The organism is Salinibacterium sp. NG22 (assembly GCF_015864925.1).
In the GTDB taxonomy this organism is placed as follows: domain Bacteria; phylum Actinomycetota; class Actinomycetes; order Actinomycetales; family Microbacteriaceae; genus Rhodoglobus.
This window is the reverse complement of sequence record NZ_JADYWG010000001.1, coordinates 1,095,052-1,119,528: the sequence shown is the minus strand read 5'-3', so window position 1 is coordinate 1,119,528 and position 24,477 is coordinate 1,095,052. Positions and strand designations below refer to the sequence as shown.

General features: G+C 61.7%; 21 protein-coding genes. 15 read left to right on the top strand and 6 right to left on the bottom strand.

Going from position 1 to position 24,477, the window contains the following annotated elements; all coding sequences use genetic code 11:
- The first annotated feature begins 1 nt into the window (after window position 1).
- Window positions 2-1,255, top strand: coding sequence for an MFS transporter (locus I6E81_RS05490; RefSeq protein ID WP_197106358.1), 1,254 nt, complete (start codon window positions 2-4; stop codon window positions 1,253-1,255).
- Here the strand turns inward: I6E81_RS05490 and nagA are convergent.
- Window positions 1,191-2,363 (bottom strand): N-acetylglucosamine-6-phosphate deacetylase, encoded by a 1,173-nt coding sequence (nagA, locus tag I6E81_RS05485; RefSeq protein ID WP_197106357.1) that lies wholly within the window; start codon window positions 2,361-2,363, stop codon window positions 1,191-1,193. The two genes, I6E81_RS05490 and nagA, sit on opposite strands and share 65 nt — an antisense overlap.
- Before the next feature lie 221 nt (window positions 2,364-2,584).
- Between nagA and glyA the strand changes: the two genes are divergently transcribed.
- The 3 genes from glyA to I6E81_RS05470 all read left to right on the top strand — a co-directional run bounded on the left by glyA (window position 2,585) and on the right by I6E81_RS05470 (window position 5,108).
- Complete coding sequence (glyA, locus tag I6E81_RS05480; RefSeq protein ID WP_197106356.1) at window positions 2,585-3,868, top strand: serine hydroxymethyltransferase; 1,284 nt, start codon at window positions 2,585-2,587, stop codon at window positions 3,866-3,868.
- A 206-nt stretch (window positions 3,869-4,074) separates the two neighbouring features.
- Window positions 4,075-4,950 (top strand): bifunctional methylenetetrahydrofolate dehydrogenase/methenyltetrahydrofolate cyclohydrolase, encoded by an 876-nt coding sequence (locus tag I6E81_RS05475; RefSeq protein ID WP_197106355.1) that lies wholly within the window; start codon window positions 4,075-4,077, stop codon window positions 4,948-4,950.
- Between the two features lie 2 nt (window positions 4,951-4,952).
- Window positions 4,953-5,108: a hypothetical protein gene (locus I6E81_RS05470; RefSeq protein WP_197106354.1), complete on the top strand. Its 156-nt coding sequence runs from the start codon at window positions 4,953-4,955 to the stop codon at window positions 5,106-5,108.
- Window positions 5,109-5,118: 10 nt separating this feature from the next.
- On the opposite strand, the gene I6E81_RS05465 is transcribed toward I6E81_RS05470, so the two are convergent.
- The gene (locus I6E81_RS05465; protein WP_197106353.1) at window positions 5,119-6,135 is read right to left on the bottom strand and encodes a galactokinase family protein; all 1,017 of its coding nucleotides are present in this window, start codon (window positions 6,133-6,135) and stop codon (window positions 5,119-5,121) included.
- Between the two features lie 44 nt (window positions 6,136-6,179).
- Between I6E81_RS05465 and I6E81_RS05460 the strand changes: the two genes are divergently transcribed.
- Genes I6E81_RS05460 through I6E81_RS05450 form a run of 3 tightly spaced genes read left to right on the top strand, consistent with a single transcriptional unit; the run spans window position 6,180 to window position 8,758 of the window.
- Window positions 6,180-7,100, top strand: coding sequence for an aldose 1-epimerase family protein (locus I6E81_RS05460; RefSeq protein WP_307784106.1), 921 nt, complete (start codon window positions 6,180-6,182; stop codon window positions 7,098-7,100).
- Window positions 7,097-8,170, top strand: a complete 1,074-nt coding sequence (locus tag I6E81_RS05455; RefSeq protein ID WP_197106352.1) for a VIT1/CCC1 family protein — start codon at window positions 7,097-7,099, stop codon at window positions 8,168-8,170. Before I6E81_RS05460 ends, I6E81_RS05455 begins: the two co-directional genes overlap by 4 nt.
- Before the next feature lie 15 nt (window positions 8,171-8,185).
- A complete protein-coding gene (locus I6E81_RS05450; protein WP_197106351.1) occupies window positions 8,186-8,758 on the top strand; it encodes a cysteine hydrolase family protein in 573 nt (190 codons plus the stop codon).
- Here I6E81_RS05450 and I6E81_RS05445 read toward each other — a convergent pair.
- Complete coding sequence (locus I6E81_RS05445; protein ID WP_197106350.1) at window positions 8,755-8,958, bottom strand: PLDc N-terminal domain-containing protein; 204 nt, start codon at window positions 8,956-8,958, stop codon at window positions 8,755-8,757. The two genes, I6E81_RS05450 and I6E81_RS05445, sit on opposite strands and share 4 nt — an antisense overlap.
- Window positions 8,959-9,216: 258 nt before the next feature.
- Here I6E81_RS05445 and I6E81_RS05440 point away from each other — a divergent pair, with 258 nt between their 5' ends.
- On the top strand, window positions 9,217-10,749 hold the full coding sequence (locus tag I6E81_RS05440; protein ID WP_231600547.1) for a stealth family protein: 1,533 nt from the start codon (window positions 9,217-9,219) through the stop codon (window positions 10,747-10,749).
- Between the two features lie 32 nt (window positions 10,750-10,781).
- Here the strand turns inward: I6E81_RS05440 and I6E81_RS05435 are convergent, their stop codons facing one another.
- Both I6E81_RS05435 and tkt read right to left on the bottom strand, forming a co-directional pair.
- The gene (locus tag I6E81_RS05435; protein WP_197106348.1) at window positions 10,782-11,789 is read right to left on the bottom strand and encodes a phosphodiesterase; all 1,008 of its coding nucleotides are present in this window, start codon (window positions 11,787-11,789) and stop codon (window positions 10,782-10,784) included.
- A gap of 206 nt (window positions 11,790-11,995) precedes the next feature.
- Complete coding sequence (gene tkt, locus I6E81_RS05430) at window positions 11,996-14,035, bottom strand: transketolase (RefSeq protein WP_197106347.1); 2,040 nt, start codon at window positions 14,033-14,035, stop codon at window positions 11,996-11,998.
- Between the two features lie 159 nt (window positions 14,036-14,194).
- On the opposite strand from tkt, the gene I6E81_RS05425 reads away from it, so the two are divergent.
- The 7 genes from I6E81_RS05425 (at window position 14,195) to I6E81_RS05395 (ending at window position 20,768) form a co-directional block, all read left to right on the top strand.
- Window positions 14,195-14,962 carry a GntR family transcriptional regulator gene (locus I6E81_RS05425; RefSeq protein ID WP_197106346.1) on the top strand — a complete coding sequence of 256 codons (768 nt, stop codon included), beginning with the start codon at window positions 14,195-14,197 and terminating at the stop codon, window positions 14,960-14,962.
- A gap of 23 nt (window positions 14,963-14,985) precedes the next feature.
- Window positions 14,986-15,438, top strand: a complete 453-nt coding sequence (locus I6E81_RS05420; RefSeq protein ID WP_197106345.1) for a PTS sugar transporter subunit IIA — start codon at window positions 14,986-14,988, stop codon at window positions 15,436-15,438.
- Entirely contained in the window at window positions 15,438-15,734 is a 297-nt protein-coding gene (locus I6E81_RS05415; RefSeq protein WP_197106344.1) for a PTS sugar transporter subunit IIB, read from the top strand. The genes I6E81_RS05420 and I6E81_RS05415 overlap by 1 nt, the downstream gene beginning before the upstream one ends.
- Complete coding sequence (locus I6E81_RS05410) at window positions 15,731-17,140, top strand: PTS ascorbate transporter subunit IIC (protein WP_197106343.1); 1,410 nt, start codon at window positions 15,731-15,733, stop codon at window positions 17,138-17,140. Before I6E81_RS05415 ends, I6E81_RS05410 begins: the two co-directional genes overlap by 4 nt.
- Window positions 17,141-17,220: 80 nt before the next feature.
- Window positions 17,221-17,853 (top strand): HAD-IA family hydrolase, encoded by a 633-nt coding sequence (locus tag I6E81_RS05405; RefSeq protein WP_197106342.1) that lies wholly within the window; start codon window positions 17,221-17,223, stop codon window positions 17,851-17,853.
- An 87-nt stretch (window positions 17,854-17,940) separates the two neighbouring features.
- The gene (locus tag I6E81_RS05400) at window positions 17,941-18,771 is read left to right on the top strand and encodes a nuclease-related domain-containing protein (RefSeq protein WP_197106341.1); all 831 of its coding nucleotides are present in this window, start codon (window positions 17,941-17,943) and stop codon (window positions 18,769-18,771) included.
- A gap of 77 nt (window positions 18,772-18,848) precedes the next feature.
- On the top strand, window positions 18,849-20,768 hold the full coding sequence (locus I6E81_RS05395) for a hypothetical protein (protein WP_197106340.1): 1,920 nt from the start codon (window positions 18,849-18,851) through the stop codon (window positions 20,766-20,768).
- Between the two features lie 79 nt (window positions 20,769-20,847).
- On the opposite strand, the gene I6E81_RS05390 is transcribed toward I6E81_RS05395, so the two are convergent.
- Window positions 20,848-24,414: a DUF4132 domain-containing protein gene (locus tag I6E81_RS05390; protein WP_197106339.1), complete on the bottom strand. Its 3,567-nt coding sequence runs from the start codon at window positions 24,412-24,414 to the stop codon at window positions 20,848-20,850.
- Window positions 24,415-24,477: the final 63 nt, after the last annotated feature.

Sequence of the window (24,477 nt, the reverse complement as noted above, 5' to 3'; positions counted from 1 at the left end):
CATGAGCACGCCACACACTTCCTCGCCATCGTCTTCTCAAGCATTTCCGTGGGCGGGCCTCTTCACTCTCTCGGCACTGATCTTCACCTCGGTAACCAGCGAATGGTTGCCCACCGGTTTGTTGCCGGAGATCGCCGCCGAGTTGTCGGTGTCAGAGTCGCAGGTCGGGCTGCTCATCACGATCTTCGCCGCGACTGTCGTTGTCTCTACGGCTCCGCTCGCCGCGCTCACGCGTAACCAGCCCCGCAAGAAGCTCGTGATCATCGTGCTGATTGTCTTCGTGATCGGCAACCTGCTTGCTGCCGTGGCGCCTAACTATGCGGTGCTCGTGATCGCCCGCATCATCGGTGGGCTTTCGCACGGACTGTTCTGGGCGGTAGTCGGTGCCTACTCGGCTCACCTCGTTCCGCCGCACCAGGTTGGCCGCGCCGTTGCTGTCACGAGCGCGGGCGCGACTGCCGCCTTCGTGCTCGGAGTGCCCGTAGGAACCGCTCTCGGTCACGCCCTCGGCTGGCGCCTCGCCTTTGTCGTCATCGCGATCATCATCGCGGCCCTCACCATCATGGTCGTGCGCATCTTGCCGCCTGTCGATCACCAGCAGCCCCTCGCCACCGGCGAGATCTCGATCCCGCTGCGCAAAGACCGGTCAGTTCCCGGCGTGATCTACGTGTGTATCTTGGTCGCTCTCGTGATGCTCGGCCACAACCTCTTCTACACCTACATCGTTCCGTACCTGATCGGCCCGGCCGGAATCGACACCGGTGCCGTCGCCGGCGTGCTCCTCATCTTCGGCGCCGCTGGTGCGCTCGGTCTCGCGCTCGCCGGTCTCCTGATCGACCGCTTCCCGCGCAGCATCATCCCCGTCACCGTTGCGCTCGTCGCTATCTGCGCCGTGCTGCTCGCCATGTTCCCCGCCGAACCCGCCATCATGTTCACCGTCATCGTCGTCTGGGGAACCGCTTTCGGTGGCGTTCCCGCGATGATGCAAACGCGACTCTTGCAACTGGCCTCTCCGCGCATGCGCGACGTCGGCTCGGCATACCTCACGACCTCGTTCAACATCGGTATCGGTGGCGGCGCGCTCGTGGGCGGCATCCTGCTCGACAACTACGGGGTCATCTCGTTGCCCTACGTCGACGCCGCCATTCTGGGCGTTGCTGTGATCTTCGCGATCATCGGCGGCGAACTGCTTAGGCGACGAGGCGCGAAGGCCGCGGCAATTCGCGACCAGCAGCCCACACCGCCCGTACCTTAAGGTCGGCATCGAGCAGCACGGCGTCAGCGGCAAATCCGGGTGCAAGCGAACCTAGGTCGCCGGAGCGCCCAATGGCCCGGGCAGGAACAGCGGTAGCCGCGGCAACAGCCTGGGGAACGCTCAATCCCACTTCGGTGACAGCGCGGCGCACCGCGGCATCCATCGTCAGAGTTGATCCCGCGATGGCGCCGCTGTCGCTCAAGCGGGCAACGCCGTCGGTCACCGTGACATCGAGCGAGCCGAGAAGGTAGTGACCGTCACCAGCGCAGGTCGCCGCCATCGCGTCGGTAACGAGCGCGATGCGGCCCGGGGCCGAAGCGAACAACATTTTTACGACATCCGGATGCACATGCACGCCGTCATTGATGACCTCGAGCGTGACACCGGGGGAGTGGAAAGCGGCAGCCACCGGGCCGGGAGCGCGGTGATGGATTTCGCGCATGCCGTTGAACGCGTGCGTCAAAATGCTGGCGCCAGCCTCGAACGCGGCGCGAGTCTCGGCGTAGGTGGCGGCCGTGTGGCCAACCGCTACGCGCACATCGGCGGCGACGAACTGGGCAACAGCGTCGGCGCCGCCCGAAAGCTCAGGGGCCAGTGTGACCTGGCGCAGAGTGCCATTGGCCGCAGCCAATAGCTGCTCGATCTCGGTGGGCGTGGGGGCGCGAAGTGTGGCCGGGTTGTGTGCTCCGCGAAACTCGTTGTCGATAAACGGACCCTCGAGGTGGCTGCCCAACACGAGCGGATCGCGGTGCGCGAGTGCGGCGACCTCGGTCAGCCGTTCAACCAGGTATTCGTGGCAATCACTAATCAGTGAGAGAACAGACCGAGTGGTGCCATGACTGCGGTGGGCGGCAAGCGCCGTTGTGATGGCATCCAGCCCATCGTCGAAGGAGACTCCGTTGGCTCCATGAGAGTGGATGTCGATGAAGCCGGGAGTAAGAAAGTCGCCTTCGGCGTCGGTAACGATGGTTGCCGCATCCGCTCCCTCGCGCCAGGAGCCCCCAGCGCCGGTAGCCGCAATGCTGTCGTTCGTGAACGCTACCCACGCGTTGTCGCGCTGCACACCGTCGCTCACGAGCGTCGCGGAGTGGATGATGCGGGTAAACATGGGTTCCGTTCAGGGGAGGAAGGGTGCTCTCAGGCGTGGCGTTTAGCGCGACGATGTAGTCCAAAGTCTGACAGAAATAGGGTGTATCTCAAGGGTGCGTTAGACCACTTTGGGCTCAGACTTCTTTCCGGCCTTGCGGAAATGAGACAAACACTAACTGCTTGCGTTGAGCGTTCACCCGGTATCTTGGAAGTATCCACCCCGTCGCAAGGAGATCATCTGTGTCAACGTTCCTTTCGCCTCTCTCTGAGGTAGACCCTGAGATCGCTGCGGTGCTCGCTCAAGAGCTCGACCGTCAGCGCAATACTCTCGAGATGATCGCGAGTGAGAACTTCGTTCCGCGCGCTGTTCTTGAGGCGCAGGGGTCGGTTCTCACCAACAAGTACGCCGAGGGTTACCCCGGGCGCCGCTACTACGGTGGTTGCGAATTTGTGGATATTGCCGAGAAGCTTGCCATCGACCGCGCCAAGAGCCTCTTCGGTTCCGCGTTCGCTAACGTTCAGCCCCACTCGGGTGCGTCGGCCAACGCCGCCGTTCTGTCGGCTATCGCCAAGCCCGGCGACCGCATCCTCGGTCTCTCGCTCGACCACGGCGGGCACCTCACGCACGGCATGCGCCTCAACTTCTCGGGCAAGCTCTACGAAGCTCACGCTTATGGTGTGAACGAAGAGACCGGCGTTCTTGACATGGCGGATGTTCGTGCCAAGGCCATTGAGGTTCAGCCGCAGGTCATCATCGCTGGGTGGTCTGCCTACTCGCGTCAACTCGACTTCGCTGAGTTCCGTTCGATCGCCGATGAGGTCGGAGCTGTGCTCTGGGTCGACATGGCGCACTTCGCCGGACTCGTTGCCGCAGGCCTGCACCCGAACCCCGTTCCTTTCGCGGATGTCGTGTCGTCGACCGTTCACAAGACCATCGGTGGTCCCCGCTCGGGCTTCATCCTCACCAACAACGTTGATATCGCGAAGAAGATCAACTCCAACGTGTTCCCCGGTCAACAGGGCGGACCACTCATGCACGTGATCGCAGCCAAGGCCACCGCATTCATGCTCGCGGCATCCGATGACTTCAAGGACCGCCAGGAGCGCACGCTTCGCGGCGCCAAGCTTCTTGCTGAGCGTCTCGTTCAAGACGACATGACGTCGATCGGCATTGACGTGCTCACGGGAGGCACCGACGTGCACCTCGTGCTCGTCGACCTGCGCAAGTCAGAACTCAACGGTCAAGAAGCCGAAGACCTGCTGCACTCCGTCGACATCACGGTCAACCGCAACGCTGTTCCGGCTGACCCGCGCCCGCCGATGGTGACCTCTGGTCTCCGCATCGGAACGCCGGCGTTGGCCACCCGCGGATTCGGAGACGCCGAATTCACCGAGGTTGCCGACATCATCGCCGAAACCCTCAAGCCCGGTGCCGACATCACAGCGTTGCAGCGTCGTGCCCGCGCGCTCGCCGATGCCTTCCCGCTCTATGAAGGACTCGAGAGCCCCGGTAGCTGGGCCTAACCAACACCACCAGCAGAACCAGCAGAATCTCGGCCGTTCGCGGTCGCTACTCAAGAGCCCGTCGTCGTGTGAACACAGCGGCGGGCTCTTTAGCGTTTAATAGACAACGCAGTTGATAAACAACGCAGTTGATAAACAACGCAGTTGATAAACATGGCAGTTGTAGGTGGCCGATCAGCGCATGGGCCCGAGGGGAACGGAAAACGATGACCGCAGTAAAGCTTGATGGTGTTGCCACAGCAACCGCAGTGAAGAATGAACTGCGCATTCGCGTCGACGCGCTCAAGGCTCGCGGCATCACTCCGGGCCTCGGCACCCTTCTGGTCGGTGACGACCCCGGAAGTCGTTCCTACGTTGCCGGCAAGCACCGCGACTGTGCCGAAGTGGGCATCGAGTCGTTCCGGGTCGATCTGCCGGCCACGGCATCCGCTGACGAAGTTCGGGATGCCATTGTGGCGTTGAACGAAAACCCTGCCGTTACCGGTTACATCATTCAGCTGCCGCTGCCCGCCGGTCTCGACGAGAACGCAATGCTCGAACTCATGGACCCCGCCAAGGACGCGGACGGACTGCACCCCACCAACCTCGGTCGCCTCGTGCTGGGCGTCGGTACGAAGCTCGATTCGCCGCTGCCCTGCACCCCGGCCGGAATTGTCGAAATGCTCGAACGCTACGACGTTCCTATCGCGGGCAAGCACGTTGTCGTTGTCGGTCGCGGCCTGACAGTTGGTCGCCCCATTGGCCTGCTCCTCACCCGCAAGGGGCTGGATGCCACGGTCACCCTCACTCATTCCCGTACGACCCAGCTGGAGACTCACGTTCGCCAGGCGGACATCGTGGTTGCCGCCGTCGGCTCTGCTGGCCTTATTCGCCCCGAGTGGATCAAGCCCGGAGCAGCCGTTCTCGACGTCGGAATCACCCGCGTCATCGACGAAGCAACCGGCAAGGGCCGCCTCGTCGGAGACGTTGACCCCGGCGTTGCGGAAGTCGCCGGCTACCTCTCGCCCATGCCGGGCGGCGTTGGCCCGATGACCCGCGCGATGCTCGTGAAGAACGTCGTCGACGCAGCCGAACGGCTGTAACGGTGAGCTCGAAGCGTCCGGCGCCGCAGCAGGGTAGCGCCACTCAGCGCACCCCGCGCAAGCGTCGGTTTCCGTGGGCCCAAGTGTGGGTGTGGACAGGCACGATCGTGGCGATTGCCTTCGCTGTCGCCCTCGTGCTCAAGATCGTGAGCGAATAGCGAATATGCCTTAGCGGTCGCGCAACGCCCCGAGCGACGGCAGTACTTCGGTCACCGTCGGCTGGCCCATGGCATGCTCGGCGAAGGCGCCATCGAGAGCAACGCGCACTCGCGATGCGGTGTCGGTGTCGACGAGAGCGACGGCTACTCCGCTAAAGGGACGGCCGAGCATCCGCGCGCCAAGTGCTCCGGATGCCAGAGCAGTTTCCACGGCAAGGTCGACCTCGGTGGTGGAGATTCCGTAGTCGTCGCGCAGGCTCGCGTGTGAGGCATCGAGCAGGGCGCCCAGCAGGCGAGGCGTCTCGTCACGGATAGCGAGAGCCGCGTCGCGGACCCGCTGGTTTTCAGTGATGGTGTGGAGGGTGCGACGCACTTCGTCATCCGCGACCGCTGTTTCGAGTTCGTCGGCGGTGGGCGCATCGGTGTCGATAACCAGCAATTCAAGGCCTGCGGTTTTCCAGTCGAGGGGGAGCGGCTCGGGGCGGGATTCGCCCTCCAAGCGCACAAGAGCGTGGTCGTCGAGCGCAAAGACGCTCGCGGCAACGTCGGGGTGCTCGGAAAGCTGAGCGGTGCGCTCGTCCAAGTTCCACAGATTCGTGAGGGCGAGCGCCAGTGCCGCCTCCAACGCCGACGATGACCCCATGCCGGCCCCGACGGGAATGGTGGTGTCGATGAACACGTCAATGCCGCTCAATGCGTCGGAATCAGCGGATGACGCCATCACCTCCTGCACGATGGCCAGCGCACTGCGGCTCCAGCCTTCTACCGCGGTCGTCGCTAGCTCGTCGAGATCCACCGTGACCATCTCGTCGACGAGGGCACTCGCGATGCGCACGGTGCGGTCAGGGCTGGGGCCGGCGGCGAGCACGGTGCGACGGTTGATCGCGATGGCGAGTTCGGCATCCGTGTCAGGGCTATCGGGGGTGCCGAGCAGGGTGAGGCGACCCGGCGCCGACCAAACGCCAGCGGCGGGGCGACCGAACACGGCCTCGAAGTCGTTGAGAACGTCATCGCGAATATCTGACATGAGTGCTTCCTTCGTTGTTGCGTCTGCGCCGGTAGGCTGTTGCGGTGAGCACGCCTACAGGAACCCAGTACATCATCACTCGCGCCACTGAGCAGGGCGAAGCGCGAGCGACCATCACTGAACTTGCCGCATCGTTGCGTGAGTTCAGCATCGGTGGTGTCGATCTTGTGGAGTCCTACGCCGAAGCGGCGATGCCGCCCTTCGCTGATGGCATCGTTTTGGTGCCGTGGCCCAATCGCATCGAAGACGGCACGTGGATGCTCGACGGTGAGCCACAGCATCTCGACATCACCGAACGCGACCGTAACAACTCCATCCACGGCCTGCTGCGCAACACGGGGTATTCACTCATTGAGCGCACAGAAGGCTCGGTCACTCTCGGCGCCACGATCTTCCCGCAGCACGGTTATCCCTTCCACGTGCACACCACGGTGCGCTACGAACTCGTCGAGGGCGGACTGCGCGTGAGCCACACCGCCACCAACCTGTCGGATGCCGCAGCCCCCTACGCGCTCGGAACCCACCCGTTCTTCAAAATCGGTGACACTCCCATCGCGGAGTTGACGCTCACGATGACCGCCGCCACTCGCTTCGAATCGAACGATCGTCTCATCCCGACGGCAGAGGTAGCCGTGCCCGGAACGGACTTTGACCTGAGCGCTGGCCGCCCCATCGGTGAACTTGATCTCGACATGGCATTCGCTGGCGTCGAAGTTGTCGATGGAGTCGCGGCTCGCCTCACCGCTCCCGATGGCCGCGAAGTGCGCGTGACGGTCGACGAGAAGTTCGACTTCGTTCAGCTCTTCACGCCCCGCAACTTCCCGACCCTCGCCGGCATTAGCCAGGTCGTCGCAATCGAGCCCATGACAGCGGCGCCCAATGCCTTCAACACGGGCCGCGGCTTGCTGTGGCTCGAGCCCGGCGCCCCGTTCTCGGCGACGTGGGGAGTCGAGTTCTCCGCATGACCCAGCCCGACGTGAGTTCAGCACCCCGAGCCCGCGATGTGCGCCGGTGGCGACGGTATCTCGCCGCCGAACGAGCCGAAGCAGCCGTGTATCGGGATCTCGCATCCCGCCGCACGGGAGAAGAACGCGAAATCCTGTTGGCGCTCGCCGCCGCCGAAAAACGCCACGAGGACCACTGGCTGGTCTTGCTGGGGGAGCACGCCGGTCGACCGCTCCCCACCGATCCGCGCACCCGGATGCTCGGCTTCCTGGCCCGACGCTTTGGCTCGGTCTTCGTGCTCGCGCTCGCCCAGCGCGCCGAGTCACGGTCGCCGTATCTGGATGACGACGACGCGACCGACACGATGGCCGCCGACGAAGCCGTGCATGAGGAAGTGGTTCGCGCTCTCGCTACCCGTGGGCGCCAACGGCTCTCGGGAACGTTCCGCGCCGCCGTGTTCGGAGCAAACGATGGGCTCGTCTCCAACCTCGCCCTCGTGCTCGGCATGAGTGCTGCCGGGCTTCCCAACGCTGTCGTGCTGCTCTCCGGAGTCGCCGGCCTCCTCGCCGGCGCACTCTCGATGGCCGCCGGCGAATACGTCTCGGTGCGATCGCAACTCGAACTCGAACAAGCCGCAGCGCACGGCCCCGTCGCCACCGACTCCGTCACCCACCTCGACGTCGACGAAAACGAACTCGCCCTCGTCTACCGGGCGCGCGGAATGTCCGCTCAGGAGGCCGAGCTGCACGCCGCCGAAGTGCTCGCCGGCCGCCAAACGGATGCCGCGACAGCGACGGCAGAACACAACCCGATCGGCTCAGCGCTCGGGGCTGCGGCATCCAGCTTCGGCTTCTTTGCGTCGGGCGCCGTCATTCCCGTGCTGCCGTATCTCTTTGGCGCCGAAGGACTCACCGCTGTGGTGATTGCGTCGGTCTTGGTGGGAATCGCCCTGCTCGTTACCGGCTCGATTGTGGGACTGCTTTCTGGGGCCTCGCCGCTCAAGCGTGCCCTGCGTCAACTCGGTATCGGTTTCGGCGCTGCTGCGGCAACGTACCTCCTCGGACTACTATTCGGGGTAAGCGTCGGCTAAACCCCGGAGGTTGTCATGGCTTCAGCACTCATCGTTGTAGATGTGCAGCAAGGTTTCGATGATGCTGCCTACTGGGGGCCACGCAACAACCCCGACTGCGAATCGAATATCGGGGTGCTGATCGGGCACTGGCGCCGCGAAGGCTGGCCCATTGTGTATGTGCGGCACGATTCCAACGACGACACGTCGCCGCTGCATCCCAGCTCGCCAGGCAATGCCTTCAAGGAGTTACTCTCGGGCACCCCCGATCTGCTCGTCACCAAGAGCGTGAATTCGAGTTTTCATGGCAGCCCCAACCTCGACGAGTGGCTGAAAGCATCCGTTATTGATTCGATTGTGGTGTGCGGCATCACCACCAATCACTGCTGCGAAACGACCGCGCGGGTGGGCGGCAACCTCGGCTACGACGTCACATTTGTGGTGGATGCCACCCACACGTTCGACCGCGAAGGGCCGTTTGGCGAAGAAGTCACCGCCGATGAGCTCTCGCGCATCACGGGAGTGAACCTGCACGACGAGTTCGCTCAGGTGGTGTTGACCCGCGACCTCGTGGGAGGAAACGCGGGATTCAGCGGCGTCGTGATCTAGAGCAGGGCGCTATTGCGACCAATCGCAAACCAGATCAGTGGTCCGAGGAATGGTGCGACCAGGATCACGATGAGCCACAGGAGTTTGGTATTCGTGGGCATGGCGGAGCGGTAAATCTGCAGCAACGCCACGGCGATTAGGGCCACGTAGGCGACGATCGCGAGAATGCCGATCACGTTCCACAAGACAACTTCAGACATGAAAGCCTCCCGATAGGCTGTTCGACCGCGTGGAGCGGGTACGTCAACTGTAGCGAGCATCGCTCATTAATCAAGCGAGGGATGAGCGTAAGGTCGGCAGCATGTAGTTCGGCGTCGCCGGGCGCAATCCGACCGATTCTCAGCGGGTCAGGCTACTCTCAGAGAAGCTAAAGGCACGCCGATTTTCGGTCGCTTGGCAGCTCACTCACGCTATAACGACGGGGCCCCATGATTGACCATGTTTCTTCTCCTGCGGTAATGAACCGCGACGATGTTGTACTGCACGATGGACTCCTCGCGCTCAGCAATGACACTCTGACGCCGCGCGAAGCAGTGCGGGACGATCTGCTGTTTATTCGCGGCATTCTTGATGACGCTGAGATCCCGTTTCTGCTCGTGCGCGGCGACGGTGAGACCCCAGTTGTTGCCGTCGATTGGAAGGATCGCAAGGCGCTGAAGAACGCGTTGGTCACGGCCTGCCAGAACGAGCCCTTCTATGTGAAGCCGGCGCGCATCAAGGAGAACGGCAAGCCTGTTGCTTCGGATGAGCGCGATAGCCCCGTGTTGGTCGCCGATGGTGTGCTGGTCTCGTCGATCAAGGCAAAAGCGATGATGCTGTTTCGGCCTCGAGTTGAGCCCGCGGGTCGCCTGCGTTTCGATGCGCCATTCGGTGTGCGTCTCGAACTGTGGGAGCACGTGCGCAACGAGGTAGTCGCGCCGAACCCTAACGCCCTCATGCGCCGCTGGGTGCCGCGCAGTGAAGCCATCGACGACACCGTTGAGTTCTATGGGCAGTCGTGGCCGACGCTGAAGGGCATGTTCGAGCCACTGGCCAGCGACATCCAGTTCGACATCGACATTGTGTTCTCGTGGGTTGATGGTGCCGCGGTCGAGTGGCAAAAGGCGAGAGCTGCCCGCATGGCGAACTTCATTGTGGGCGAGGGCGACGACTCTGAGGCGCGCTACCGGCAGTTGGATGAGCTCAAGTACGCGCTTCGTTCCGTGCACTTGTTCGCGCCGTGGATTCGCAATATCTACATTGCTACTGATTCTCCGCGACCGGCTTGGTTGGCCGAGCATCCGCGGGTCACGTTGATGCGCAGCGAAGACTTCTTCGCGAACCACGACGACCTGCCAACGCACAACTCGCATGCGGTCGAGAGCCAGCTACACAACATCCCGGGCCTCAGCGAACATTTCTTGTATTCCAACGACGACATGTTCTTCGGTCGCTCGGTAAGCCCCTCGGCGTTCTTCACCCCTGGCGGCATCTCGAAGTTCATCGAGGCACGCACCCGTATCGGTTTGGGCGAGAGCAGCATTGAGCGCTCCGGCTTCGAGAACGCGGCGCGGGTGAACCGTCGACTACTTCAAGAGAAGTTCGGCGCGACGATCACTCGTCACCTGGAGCACGCGGCAACACCGCTGCGCGTTTCGGTGATGAAAGAGCTCGAGCAGACCTTTCCGGAAGACTTTAAGCGCACGAGTGCGAGCGCCTTCCGTCAGGCCACCGATGTGTCTGTCACGAACTCGCTGTACCACTACTACGCCCTGCTGAGCGGCAAGGCAATGATTCAGGCGGATGCCAAAGTCAAGTACGTCGACACGACGTCGCTTGAGGGGTTGCGCAAGATGCGCTCGCTGCTGCGCAAGCGCACGAGCGACTTCTTCTGCCTCAATGACGGCAGCTTCCCGGAGATCTCGGTCGAGGATCGGGCAGCCGCAGTCGGCTCATTCCTTGATGAGTACTACCCGGTTGCAGCGCCGTGGGAGTTGCCAGAGCCTGAGTAGCGGCTAGCCGCTAGCGGTCGCAGCGTAGTGCTCTACGCTGCGATGGTGATTGCTGAGACCGTGTGTGTGGCGGCGTCATCCTGAGCGTCATCGGTGACGTTGCTGGGCGCTGCGTCAGTGGTGCTGTCGGCGGGGCTGCTGGCCGTCACGTGCGGGTTCACTGCGGGGGCGATCGTGATGCCCTCCTTGACCAGAATCGCAGCGGTCTCTTCTGGCGTCACATAGGCGAGACTGCCGTAGTCGCCGAGCGGAACGACCGAGTGCAAGACGGTGTCGTCATACACGTGCACCAGGTTGAACGACTGCGCGCCATCGCGGCCACGGCTGCCGCCTACGGCCACGTTGAGGTCTTGCGTGTAACAGGTTGCCGAGGCAACAGACACGGGGATTCCGGCGAAGGTTGCCGCCGTGGAGTAGTGCAGGTGGCCTGCGATGATGCTGCGGATGTCGCTGCCGCGAATGACGGCCGCGAGTTCTTTCTGGCCACGTAATTCGACGGTCACCGCAAGGTCAAGCACGGCGGGTACCGGCGGGTGGTGCATGGCGAGAATGGTGCCGTGGGGCGCCGGGGTGGCAAGCACATTCTGCAACCACAGCAGCTGGGCATCCGTCACATGGCCGTAGTGGTGGTCGAGAACGGTGGAATCAAGCGAGATGATGCGAAGCCCATTGATGTCGATGACTCGGTCGATGGGGTCTTCGGAGGCAGCCTCGTCGAGCAGGTGGGAGTTGAACGCAGAACGGTTGTCGTGGTTGCCCATGACCCACACCACACGAGCGCCGAGGCGTTCTGCTGCAGGTTCGACGATTTCGCGAATAGCACGGTAAGCCACAGGGTCGCCCTTGTCGGCGATGTCGCCGGTGAAGACAATTGCTTCCGGACGGGAATTGGATGCCTCGAGTTCGGCAAACAATTGCCGGAGTTTGACCTCGCTGTCGAGGGAGTCGTAGAGCTTCCCCCCGTTTGCCAAGAAGTGAGTGTCACTCAGATGCAAAACGAAATGGTCGGGCCGTGGATACTGCGACGCGTAGCCGGTCATAGAGGTAGTCCAACACTTCAACATGGATGCGAGGTGAACATACTGCGGCAAGTTGCAGCGCGGTACAAGGGTTTAGGCGGGTCGCGCCGCGGTTTGTGGCCCGGTTTGGGGGCATACATCCGCTTGCGGCGGAATGGTCTTGATCTCGCTGGCGATCGTGCGGTGCCGCAGCACCCTGCCGAAGCAGGGTGCTGCGGCGGTGGCGCTTACGAGTTCTGTCGTGTTGCTGCCAGGGTCGTGGCGACGGCATCTAGCACGCGCTGCACCGTCATGCCGCGAGCCTGGAGAGCATCGGCAGCGGGTGCGGAAAGCCCAAATTCGTCGATGCCGACCATCTGGCCGAATGGCCCGGCGAGGTCGCTCCAACCGAACGTCGATGCTGCCTCTACGGTGACACGGGCGGTGACCGTCGAGGGGAGTAGCTCATTGCGATACGAGTCAGGTTGTTCAGCGAACCACTCGCGCGACGGCATTGAAACGACGCGTACTGCGAGATTGTCTGAGGCGAGGGCCGCGGCAGCTTCTAGCGCGAGGCTCACTTCGGATCCGGTTGCGATAAGGATGACGTCGGGGGCCTCAGCGTCGAGCACGGCGTAGGCACCTCGGCGTACTCCATTACGAACGTCAGCGGCGGGGGTCGCGGCGACGGGCAGCGGCTGGCGAGCGAGAACGAGGCCCGCGGGAGCGTTGCGCTCCAGGATTGCGAGCCAGGCGGCGGCAGTCTCTGTGGCATCCGCGGGGCGAACAACCGCGAAGCCTGGAATGGCGCGAAGGCTGGCGAGGTGTTCGATGGGTTGGTGGGTCGGGCCGTCGCTGCCGAGCGCTACTGAGTCGTGGCTCCACAGATAGGTCACGGGGAGTTGCATCAGCGAGGCAAGGCGAATCGAGGGGCGTTGATAATCGCTGAATACCAAGAAGGTTCCGGCAAAGAAACGGGAGCCGGTGACGAGGGTGATGCCGTTCATTGCGGCTGCCATGGCATGCTCGCGAACGCCCCAATGCACGTTGCGACCGGCCCGCCCTGACGTTTCCGTCTCTTCGGGCAGGAATGATTTGCCGCCGACGATCGACGTGCGGTTGGGCTCTGCGAGGTCGGCAGAACCGCCCCAGAGTTCGGGTAGCCGCTCTGCGAAGCGTTGAATGGTGTGGCCCGAAGCATCGCGAGTAGCGAGTGCTTGACCGGGTTCGTACGTGGGAAGTAGCGATTCAAGATCGTCTGGCAACGCCCCGGAGCGGATTCGTGTCAGCTCGGCGGCGAGTTCGGGATGCTCGACGCTCCACGCGTCGAACACGCTGCTCCAGATGCCCTGAGCCTCCGCGCCGCGTGCGAGTGCGCTGCGGGTGTGCGCCAACACCTCGTCGCTCACTTCGAATGGGTCGGTGGAGACACCCAGAATCTTGCGCAGTTCGGTTGCCTCTGTGGTTCCTAGCGGGGCGCCGTGTGATGCTGCGGTGTTGACGGCGTTGGGCGCAGGCCAGGCGATCTGAGATTTTAGAATCACGAGATGCGGGCCAGTGGATGTTGCGCGTCGCTGAGAGAGCACCGAGTCGAGTTGTTCAATGTCGACGTCGCCGTTCGTGGCAAGCCCGACTTCGTCGACGGTCCACTTCTGGGCGCGGAAGCGTTCCGCGACATCTTCGGATGTCGTGAGGGCGGTGTCGCCTTCGATTTGGATCTCGTTGTCGTCGTAAATGACCACGAGGTTGTCGAGTTCATGTCGTCCGGCAATAGCGCCTGCTTCGTAGCTCAGGCCCTCTTGAAGATCGCCGTCCGAGGCCACTACCCAGACGGTGCGATCGAACGGCGATGATCCCTGCGGGGCATCAGCGTCATACATGGCGCGTTCGTGCTTCATGGCCATGGCCATGCCGACAGCAGTTGCTAGGCCTTGACCGAGCGGCCCCGTCGTCGTTTCGACACCGGCGGTGTGGCCGTATTCGGGGTGACCGGGAGTGAGCGACCCTAGGGCGCGGAAGCTCCGAAGATCATCAACGGTCAGGCCATACCCGGTGAGAAAGAGCTGCGTGTACAGAAGGATGCTCGCATGGCCGCACGACAGCACGAAGCGATCACGGCCAGCCCACTGTGGGTCGCTGGGGTTGTGGCGGATGTGTTTCTGGAACAAGAGATGCGCGACGGGAGCGAGCGCAATGGCGGTTCCCGGATGTCCAGACCCCGCGCTTTCCACGGCGTCTAATGCAAGAAGGCGGGCGGTGGTGATCGCGTCGTTGTCGACAGATGACATTGTTTTCTCCTTGGGATGTGCTCGGGGCTGGCCGTGATTAGACCGTAGCGGATAAATTATGTCGTCATAACGAATTGAGACGAGTGCTGGCCCAGATTCGTCCTGTTGCGAAAACGGCAAACGTGGCCCTACACTCGCCATAGTCGTCATGATGACCTGATGACATTACCTGCCAACAAAGATGTGGAGCTGTCGATGTCGACTGCGAGAGGAACGAGCAAGTACGTCGCGGTGAGGGAACATTTACTCACCCGCGTGCAAGGCCTTGAACCGGGTGCACGCCTTCCCTCTGAACCTCAACTGTGTGACGAGTACGGCGTCAGCCGGATCACGCTGCGGCACGCAGTTGACGGACTGATCTCCGACGGCTACCTCGTTCGGGAACAGGGGCGCGGAACCTTTGTCGTTGAACCGCAGTACCGCACGCGGTACCGGGAACGTTTCGCCGACGCCGTCACCGGATTCCATTCTCAGCAAACGAGCGACGGCTTCGAAGTAACCACGTCAGTCGTCGAACTCGCAGAGTTCCCCGCTGGCGAACCCACTGCCAGTCAACTCGGTATCAGTAGCGCGGATCGAGTGGCACGGCTCACTCGTCTTCGTTCAGTGAATGGAACGCTTCACCACCTGGCCGTCACCGATCTTCCGGTATCCCGCTTCCCCGGCATCCTCGATGAGGACTTCACCGACGCGTCGCTCTTCAGCTACCTCGGCGAGACCTACGGGGTTTCGTTGAAACGCAATGACCTGCTGGTGTCCATCAAAGCGGCGGATGAATTTATCGCCGAACACCTGGACGTCGCACTAGGCGAATGCGTGCTCGCTGTTGCCTCCACGGTCTTCGATGCAGACGACCGAGCGGTCTCCTATGGCATGGCATATTTCACGCCCCAGAACAGCGAAATCGCGTTCGGCCTCCACAGCTGACCCCCCCCCTGAAACGGAAAAGAATGCTTACCGACTACCTCACCCCCAGCACCATCAACTTCGCTGAAAACGTCGAAGGATGGCGCGCGGCGATCGCGCTCGTCGCTCAGCCCCTGCTCGAATCTGGTTCCATCACGACCGAGTACGTCGACTCCATGACGGACTCGATCGCTGGAGGCGGCACATATATCGACCTCGGCTTCGGAATCGCTCTTGCTCATTCCCGTCCGGAGGATGGCGTGGTGCGAACCGGGCTATCGAGCCTGCGGGTGACGCCACCTGTGCTGCTGAACGACGAAGCGGCGCATCCCATCGATCAGTTCTTCTGCCTCGCCGCCATCGACGCGAAAGGTCACATCGAAACTATGCAAGAACTCGCTGGATTGCTCAGTGATGACGAGCTCCGAAGCGAGCTGCTTGCAGCACAAACCTCCGCCGAGGTCACGGCGGTCCTCCACAAGATTGGAACACCCTAATGAAATTCCTCGCCGTGTGCAGCACTGGCCTAGGCAGCAGCTTCATGGTCCACATGAATATCGAGAAAGTTCTTAAGGAACTGGGGATCGCTGGGGTCGATGTCGACCACGCTGACCTCGGGTCTGTCGCTAAGGGTGATGCCGACACCATTTTTGTCGGTAGTGACTTAGCGGAGGCCGCATCAGGGCTCGGAGACGTCGTTGTCCTCGACAGCATCATCGACCTGAAAGAACTGAAGCAAAAAGTCCGCGACACCGCCGTCCGCAAGGGCATCACTATTGGAGAATCAGAATGAATGCAGTACTCGACTTACTCCTCGACATTTTTAGGCAACCAGCAATCATCGTTGCGCTGATTTCGTTGATCGGGCTCGCCGTTCAACGAAAGCACTTCAGCGACGTTCTCAAGGGAACCGTTCGCACGCTTGTGGGCTTCCTCGTGCTCGCGGCGGGTGCCGGCGTGATCGTGGGCTCGCTGAGCTTCTTTGGCGACATGTTCCAGCACGCTTTCAATGTTCAGGGCGTTGTGCCTAACAACGAGGCAATTGTCGGTCAGGTACTCCTGGACTACGGTTCCGCAGCCGCACTGATCTTCTTCTTCGGAATGATCGTGAACATTGCGTTGGCGGCAACGACGCGGTTCAAGTTCATCTACCTTTCCGGTCACGTAGCGTTCTACATGGCAGCGATGATCGCGGTTATCTTCGGCGTCGCCGGCTTCGAACCGTGGGCAGTTGTGCTGTGGGGTTCGCTTGCTCAGGGTCTCTACATGACGTTGTCGCCCGCGATCGTGCAGCCGTACATGCGAAAAGTCACCGGAACGGATGATGTTGCGCTCGGCCACACCGGCGGTGCTGGCATTGCGCTGAGTGGTCTTGTGGCAACGCTGACCCGCGGCAAGGGAACGTCGAAGTCCACGGAGGAGATCGTGGTCCCCAAGGGTCTTGGATTCTTGCGCGACACCACCGTGATCGTCGCCGTGTCGATGGCGATCATCTACCTCATCGTTGGCGCGTTCGCCGGTGCTGCATACATCGAGACTGAACTCAGCGGTGGCCAGAACTTCATCGTGTTCCTGCTGATGCAAGCCGCTACGTTCTCGGCCGGTGTATTCATCATCCTCGCCGGAGTGCGCGTCGTTCTTGCTGAGATCATCCCCGCGTTCAAGGGCATCTCTGACCGTCTCGTCAAGGACGCGAAACCTGCTCTCGACGTGCCGGTGACCTTCACCTTCGCACCGAACGCTGTGCTCATCGGCTTCATCTCGAGCTTCGTGGGTGGAATCATCGGCATGGTGGCAATGATCTTCATGGGCACAGCCGTTATCGTTCCCGGTGTGATCGCTCACTTCATGACGGGTGCTGCTTCCGGAGTTATCGGTAACGCCGCCGGTGGTCGACGCGGTGCAGTTCTTGGGGCGTTCTCCAACGGAATCGCGATCACCTTCCTTCCATTGCTGCTCCTTCCCGTTCTCGGAGAAATTGGCTTCGCGAACTCAACGTTCTCAGATGCCGATTACGGCGTAGTGGGGCTTTTCTTCGGATGGCTCTCCGTCGGAGGTGGACAGATTGCGGTCATTGCCGGCATCATCCTCTCCATCGCCGCGACGTTCGTTGTGACCTTCGCGATGCGCGGACGTGACGCACGCAAGGCTGCAGCTCAAGCAGAGGAATCGGCATCAAGCGAGTCGGTTGACGCCTAAAGTACGACTGACACAGTAGTGAAGTGCCCTAGGCAATCGTGCCTAGGGCACTTCCTTATTTTCACGAAGGGGCTAGTGCTATGGAGATTGCCACTAAAGGAATCTTGTTCGACTGCGACGGGGTTCTCGTTGACTCCTTGGAATCTGCGGGGCGAGCCTGGGATTCGTGGGCGCGACAATGGGCGCCAGCTTTCAACTTCGCTGAGGACATTGTGCATGGTCAGCGCGCGAGCGACACCGTTGCGAATCTCGTTCGCGCCGATCAGTTCGACGACGCTGTGCGGGATCTCACCGCTCGGGAACGTGCGACGGCATCCGCCACGAACGAAATCCCCGGTGCAGCTGCTTTTGTGAGATCCATAAATGCGCATGTTCGATGGACTGTCGTGACCTCTGCGTTGCGGGACCTCGCAATTCTGCGCCTGGGTGCTGCCGGGATCGAACAGCCAGAGTCCTTCGTCACCGCTGACGATGTGACTCACGGCAAGCCAGCACCCGACCCCTACCTGCGCGGCGCTGAGCTCCTGGGCCTCCACCCGTCTGACTGCGTCGTATTCGAGGATGCCCCGGCAGGGATCGCGGCTGCGCGCGCAGCTGGAGTTGCCTTTGTCGTCGGGGTGGGTGCTGATTCTGCACCGGGAGCTCCCGATGTCATCATCCGCGATCTTCGCGATGTCTCGTGGAATGGGGCGAGGCTGGCGTTGGTAGGTTGACGTCGCCCGTCTTGGGGGCCGCGCCCCAAACTGCAAACGAGATAGCCTCGGTTTGATGGCGCTCGGGGGAGTGCTCGTGGGGGAAGAATGACTAACGAAGTTCACGTTGTGCAGCCCGTATCTCCGACGCGGGTGGCGGGCGATCTGATCGAGCGGCCCGCGGCTTACGCGGTCATTGAAGAGCTGTTCCGGGTTCAAGAAACGATGGAGCCGCAGAACGTTCTTCACCAGCTCTTTGGATTTCGTCCCGTGCACCCGCATGCTCAAAGCTGGTTCTCGGGGGCGATCGGCGAACGCAAAGTCGGTGACCTCCTTCTGCAACTCGGCCCGGAGTGGGCTGTTCTCCACGCAGTTCCCGTCGGTAAGGGCGACAGCGATATCGACCACGTGGTCATTGGCCCAGCCGGTGTATTCACTATCAACACCAAGCGCCACCGAGGTAAGAAGATTTGGGTCGGTGAGCGCATGCTCATGGTTGCCGGCCAGAAAACGGACCACCTTCGTAACTCTCGTCACGAGGCCAAGCGTGCGGCCAAACTGCTGACGAAGGCCACAGGCATCCCTGTCGGCGTGCACCCGGTCTTGGCGATAGTCGAGCCGGCATCGTTCACCTTTCGGCAGCGACCACAGGACGTCAGCATTATGGATGCCCGCCGGCTGCCCCGCTGGCTGAAGCGCCGCCGGGCTGTCCTGGCCCCTGACGAACTCGCACGAATTATCGATGCCGCGGCAGAGGTGCGCACGTGGCACCCGACCGCAGACCTCTCGATAGATCCCTCCTACCGTGAACGTTTTTCCGAACTTGAGCGCAAGGATCATCAGGCCTACCTAGTTCGATTGGCGTGGTCGCTTGCTATAGCCATTGCGGCGGGTGCCGTCGCAGTCTCATTCCTCACTTCGTTAACGGCAGGTTTTTGATCGTTCCGCAGGCTCCATCGAAAGCGCTGAAGTGGTCTAAGTTCCCGCCCCGAAGAGTTTGACGTTGTTACGCTGCTGTGAACCCGAAGTCTGCTTTCAGTGCGGTGACGACAGCGAGTGGTTTCCCGCTTTCTGCTGTTGTTGGTGCTGTTTTACCCGAGATGTGCACCGTGATCCCCACCGCTTTATTCCGTTCGTCGTTCTCTGCTCTGCGAACCGGCTTTGCTGCTGTTGTCGCGTTGGCGCTGTTCGTGCCCGCTCTCGGGGTGGCGCTGCCCGCCAGTGCTGCTCCAGTAACGGTGACGACTGAAGCCGAATTGCAGTCGGCGATTGCAGCCGCGAATACTCAAGTGGGCGCAGACGTTATCAACATCGGCGCTGACATCCTCGACGTTGACGTTCTGCTCGATGTGGACGACGAACTCACGATCAACCTCAACGGGTACTCCGTGGGGAGCGTCCGTGTTCGGGCTGCGGCTGATCTCACCCTCGAGGGCCCAGGATCGTGGACAGCAGGCATTGACTATGGCGGCAACTCGGCCGACGAGCGCGACGGTGACCTTAATGCGGCACCCGGATTAGGTGTGCGCGAGGGCAGTACGCTCACGATTAGCGGCCTCACTGTTCATGCGTATGGAACCTTCTGCGACGCCGCCATTGGCGGCTGGAACACCTCAGCGGTGCTCGTGTGTGCATCGACCACCATTGTGGAACCGGGAAGCATTGTGATCGTTGGCAGCGACGTTTACGCCAGAGGAGGATCCTCTGCGTCGGGAATTGGAGGCGGGGCGTTCTCGCAAAGCTCCACCGTGTCGATCACCGGAAGTGTGGTTGAGGTTTCTGAAGGAATTGGAAGCCAGGATCGATTCGGCGAGACTGGCCCGAACGTGCTGACCGTACAGAACTCAACCCTCATCAATGCGGTCATCGAGCAGACAGCGGTATTTGACAGCGGCACCGTACGTTTTCAGGGGCGGTCAGAAATTCGACAGCCACTGCGCAATGAGGGGACTATCGAAGTTGATCCCGCGGGAACGCTGAGGGTCACCGCCGCCGTGACCAATAATGCGATCATTCGGCCATCGACTCTCGTCACGAACGTCGGCGACATGATCTCTGGCAATTCTTACCGGATCATTGCTGATGTGAACGCTCTGGCCCCCGCGGCGCCTGCAACCACAGTTCTCACCGCGTATGCGCCGACACTGGCCGCTGCCGGGGAAGAGTTTCCTGCTGTGAGCAACGGGCAACTCGTGGTCTCGGGATGGAACACTGCTCCTGATGGATCGGGGGTGACCGTCACGACCTCAACCGCCCTCTCAACGCTCGCTGACGCATCCGGAGATCTCGTTGTGTACGCACAGTGGGTTGACCCTGTTCTCACAATGGCCCCACTGCTCGCCGCGTTGACCGCAGGAGATTCGCGCAGTTTCACTCTGGATGCTTCGGGAACCGAGCAGACGGCAGCGGCGACTTTCGTTTCCTCCAACACGAGCGACGTGATCAGCGGGAACGTGATCACCGCTACCGAGGCGGGAACGCGCACGATCACGGCCCGATATGGCACCTTCGCTGTCTCGACTGAGCTGAGCGTTGAAGCGGCGGAGTTCGGCGCGCTCACCGTTACTCCTTCAGTAGCCGACGTTGATCAAGACGGTTCCGTCACCCTCACGATCGCTGGTTTCGACGCGTACGGAAACCCCGTTATGGTCGACGCTTCTGCAGCAGTGGTGACGAGCAGTGTTGCGACTGATGTTATCGACAGCCTCACTGTGACCTTCCCCCATGCCAGCCCCCACACGCTGACGGTGACGCTCGGGGCGATCTCCGGGTCGACGACGATTAATGTGATCCCTGCCGCGACCACTGCGGCTGCGGGGCTTGCTTACACGGGATCAGATGCGGGCGCAGCCGGACAGCTGATGTGGCTTGCGCTTGCGCTCGTGCTCGCCGGGCTCGCTCTGGTCGCAGCCCGAGTAGTGGCGGGTCGGGCCTAGCCCCGCCAGCTGTGCTGCGGCGCGAACGAAAAGCATGAGTTGGCCGCGAACAACGCTAGTTCTCGAGGCCTCGTCTCACTTACACGGCCCCGAAGAACTCGTAGTCGGCCACGAGTTCCGCGAGTAACGCGGGTGGCAGCTCCGAGAATTGTGCTGCGCCACCGCTGCCGCGCGGTGTGATCCGGCGAATGGTGAGCGCCCCGAGTTCGATAGGGATGTTCGTTTCCGGCAAGCTGCTTCCCGAAAACGACAGCACGCCTTCCAACCCGACGGTATCGAACCGCTTCACGTATTCGAAGAAGCTCACGTCGTCGCCCGTCTCCCCGCGGTTCCATTCCCTCGCTTTCGCTCGCGAGCGGAGTCGGAACGATTCACTCTCCGTCCCGTCGAGGTTGTCGCGCCGTGACTCCGTTCCTGTGATGGCAATCGGGGTTGCGCCAAATTGGTCAAAGCCAAGAGCCAAGGGGGCTGCATTCGCGCGCCAGGCTTCAATCACGGAGGTGTCGAGCGTTGTCGGGTGCGCAACGCTCACGCGGGCATCCGAGGTCACTTCGACAGGAGAGCCATCGACGGTTCGTAGGGTGCCGTCGAGATCAGGGCGAACTGTGATGCCATCGACGTGCCAGACCAACGCCGCAACGAGAACGCCCATGATCGGATGCTCGAGCATCCGCTCGCGCCACTCAGCGCCAGTCCACTCTCGTCGTACGCACATCGCGTCGTAAAGCCGCCGGCGTTGGGTAGTGACGACCGCGGTGAGTTCCTTCCTATTGGTGGCCCAGTGGGTTTTCGCTGCCGCAGCAGATTCGTCAGCCTTGCGCGGGGCGGGGAGTGCCTTGATCAGTTCGCCCTCAGCGGTTTCGAGACTGAGTTTGAGAGAGGTGCCGAAGCGCGCCATAAACGAGCGCGGCCCATAGTCGAGCGCGAACGAACGTGAGCTGTCGAGACCGGCAGTCGGGATCATCCGATCGGCAAGCTCGTCTGTCGACCACCCTCGCGCCTCGGCAATCGCATCGACAAGCTCGCCAGCCCGCTTTTGGATGCCGGCGGTGCGATACCGCCGTGCCGTCGCGACGAGGAGCTGGGTCGGTTCTGGATCGCCCGAGAGCGACAAGACCACGAGGAGTGCGTCGATCTGCGCCCGCTTCAAATGCTTTCGTCTCATGTACTGCCGCACGATTTCGGCAAGCTCGGCGCCTGGAACGTGGCTGCAGAGGGAGAGGATGCCGCGGTGTGCTGTCGCGGTTGGCACCTTGCCATATTCCCGCAAACGTTCCCGCTCGAAATAGTCCAACTCTCTTGAGTTCGCGAGAGAAAACTCCGGTGGCAAATCTGCATCCACGATGTCAAAGAACAGCAGAGTTTCGCGCGTAATTTCCGGATCATCTAGAGCGAGTGCCTTCACGATGCCTGAATAGCGGATAGCAGCTGTGAACGCTTTCTCCATGGAGACGGCGTCGTCTTTCGTCGCGTCGCGTGCGATCCACGTCGTCAGCACGAAGCGGCCGAGTGCACTGGCGCTCGCCGCAGTGAGCGTACGCAGGTATAGCGGCAGCAGGCCAGCACCTGCAGGGTCTTTCAGCGTGAAGCCGAGAACGATCCACCAGCGCAGAACGTCGGAGGGCACCTCAACGCCGTCCGCGTAGGCGGCCGTCGGCAGGTCGGCGAAGGGAAACCACTCCATCTCCTTGGGCAGGCCCTTAGCGAGTCCCTTGGCTGCCTCGGACGCAAGAGCAGATGGCTGCAGATAAACACCGATGTTTCGCCCTAGTCGCTCAAGCGCGGCGATGATCGTTGCGCGAACTGTCGGGACTTTTTCTTGTTCGAGTTGCTGAGCGAGTGCATCAACCGCCCAGTCGCCGCCGAGCGATCCCACCCAGACCACTGCTGCGGTGCGAATTTCGGTGTTGCCGACGCGGAGAGACTCCTCGGCGATGCGCTCCGCCAGGCCGTGCTTCTCCAGCACCCGCTGAGCCGCTGCGCGATTCGACTTTGCAGTGCCGATTGCGAGGTCAGTGACAAGGGGTAAGTAGCGCGCAGCGAGACGGGGAGATGCTTCCAGAATCGGAAGCACATCGGCGCGCAAATCATTGCCGGACCAGTGGCCTTCGATCTCACCGAACTCAAGACCCAGGACAACATCAAATAGGTGGGGATTCTCCGCCATGAAGCCCACAAGTTGGGACGGCAGCAGCGATGGTCCGCTGAAATAGTCGGTGAGCGCTGATCCGAAGATATGAATGTTGGCACTGTCGACCGTCGACCCCGATTGGATGAGCGCGTGTGCGATCGAACGAGCGTCGATCTCCCGATCGCTATCGCTAGCTCCACGTCCCCAGTAGGAGGTTCCCGATTGCCGTACCCAGTTGATGGGGGCGAAGCCCACGAGGCGATGGCTCACGTGATGCAGCGGGTACAAAAGAGTGCGCTCGGGTGCCTCGCCGCCGTAGGAAAGGTAGTCGATGATTTGGGGTAGCGCTTTCAGCGTCGCGTCTGCCTCAACGACGTGCTGCTCATAGGACTTAACCAAATCGCCCGCGTCATTGCCCGGGTGTTCTTTGAGAAAATCTTCTCGTTCTTTCTTCGCCGATTCGACCAGGCGGCTCTGTCGTGCGCGGTAGTCAGTGACAGCCGTGCGTATCGATTCGACAGCGGCGTCGTCGAGCACATTCTCGGCGAGTGGCACCATCGCGGGTACCTCAATGTGCTCCGGGGCTCCATACAGCTCGTAAATGGCGAGGCGTTGAATCGCCCGATCGATCTCTACGGTGCCCTTCGTGCCTCGTGCCAGCGCGCGCTCAAGTACACCGATGGCAGCCGGGATATCTGGCACGTTCTCCAGTGCGTAGATGACCCTTTCGCGATGGGCTGCAGACCCCGTTTCGAGAAGAGTTTCCAGAACGGCGAGTTGGCGGGCAGGGGCGATTCCGCGGAGAACGGCCAGTGCAGGCATCCGCAATTTCTTATCGCCGTGAATGGCGAGGGCCGCGATGAGCTCCCCATGCATCTCTGCGAGCGGGGGATGGCTCGCGGCGATTCTGACTAACTCGAAGAGCGCTCCGTACGTGAATTTGGGGAGCAAGTCTTCAAGCGCGTCGGCGTTCGTGACGAGAAATTCAGCCATGCCGGGAATCGCTCGAAGTCCGGTGGCTCGATAGCGAGCGTAATCGTCTGCAGTGCCGATTAGTTCGGCGATCAACGTTCGGGGGAGATCATTCTCGTTCACCTGCTCAAGTCGCATGAGCGCGGCGATTCTTCCAGCCGTTATCGACGTGAACGGAATGTCGGCAAACCTCCGCCGTCCGTTGCGGCTGAAAGCAGACAAGGCATCCATGAGGAGCGCCCACACAGAGTTGGGCATCGTGCCAGGAGTGCTGAGGGGCTCGACTCGTGCCGCCGAGAGAAAACGACCCCACCGCACGAGAGTCTCATCGTTGGCTCGCTCAATGGACTCCAGCTGAAGGTAGAAGTCCGTGCGGGTAAGGGTGTCGATGCTGGAAAACGCGGCACGGTCGTTCTTGCTGAGCCGCGACGGATAATCCTGATTGCTGCCGTCGAAGACGTAGTCGAGAATGTCGTGACGCAGCACAACATCCAATTCCGCCAAAGAATCTGCGAGCAGAGTGCGGGGGCCGCTGGATGTCATGTGGTTCCTCACCGGGACGCGAACACGGGGTGAGTGAACCTCACAATGAAATGCTACGGGTCT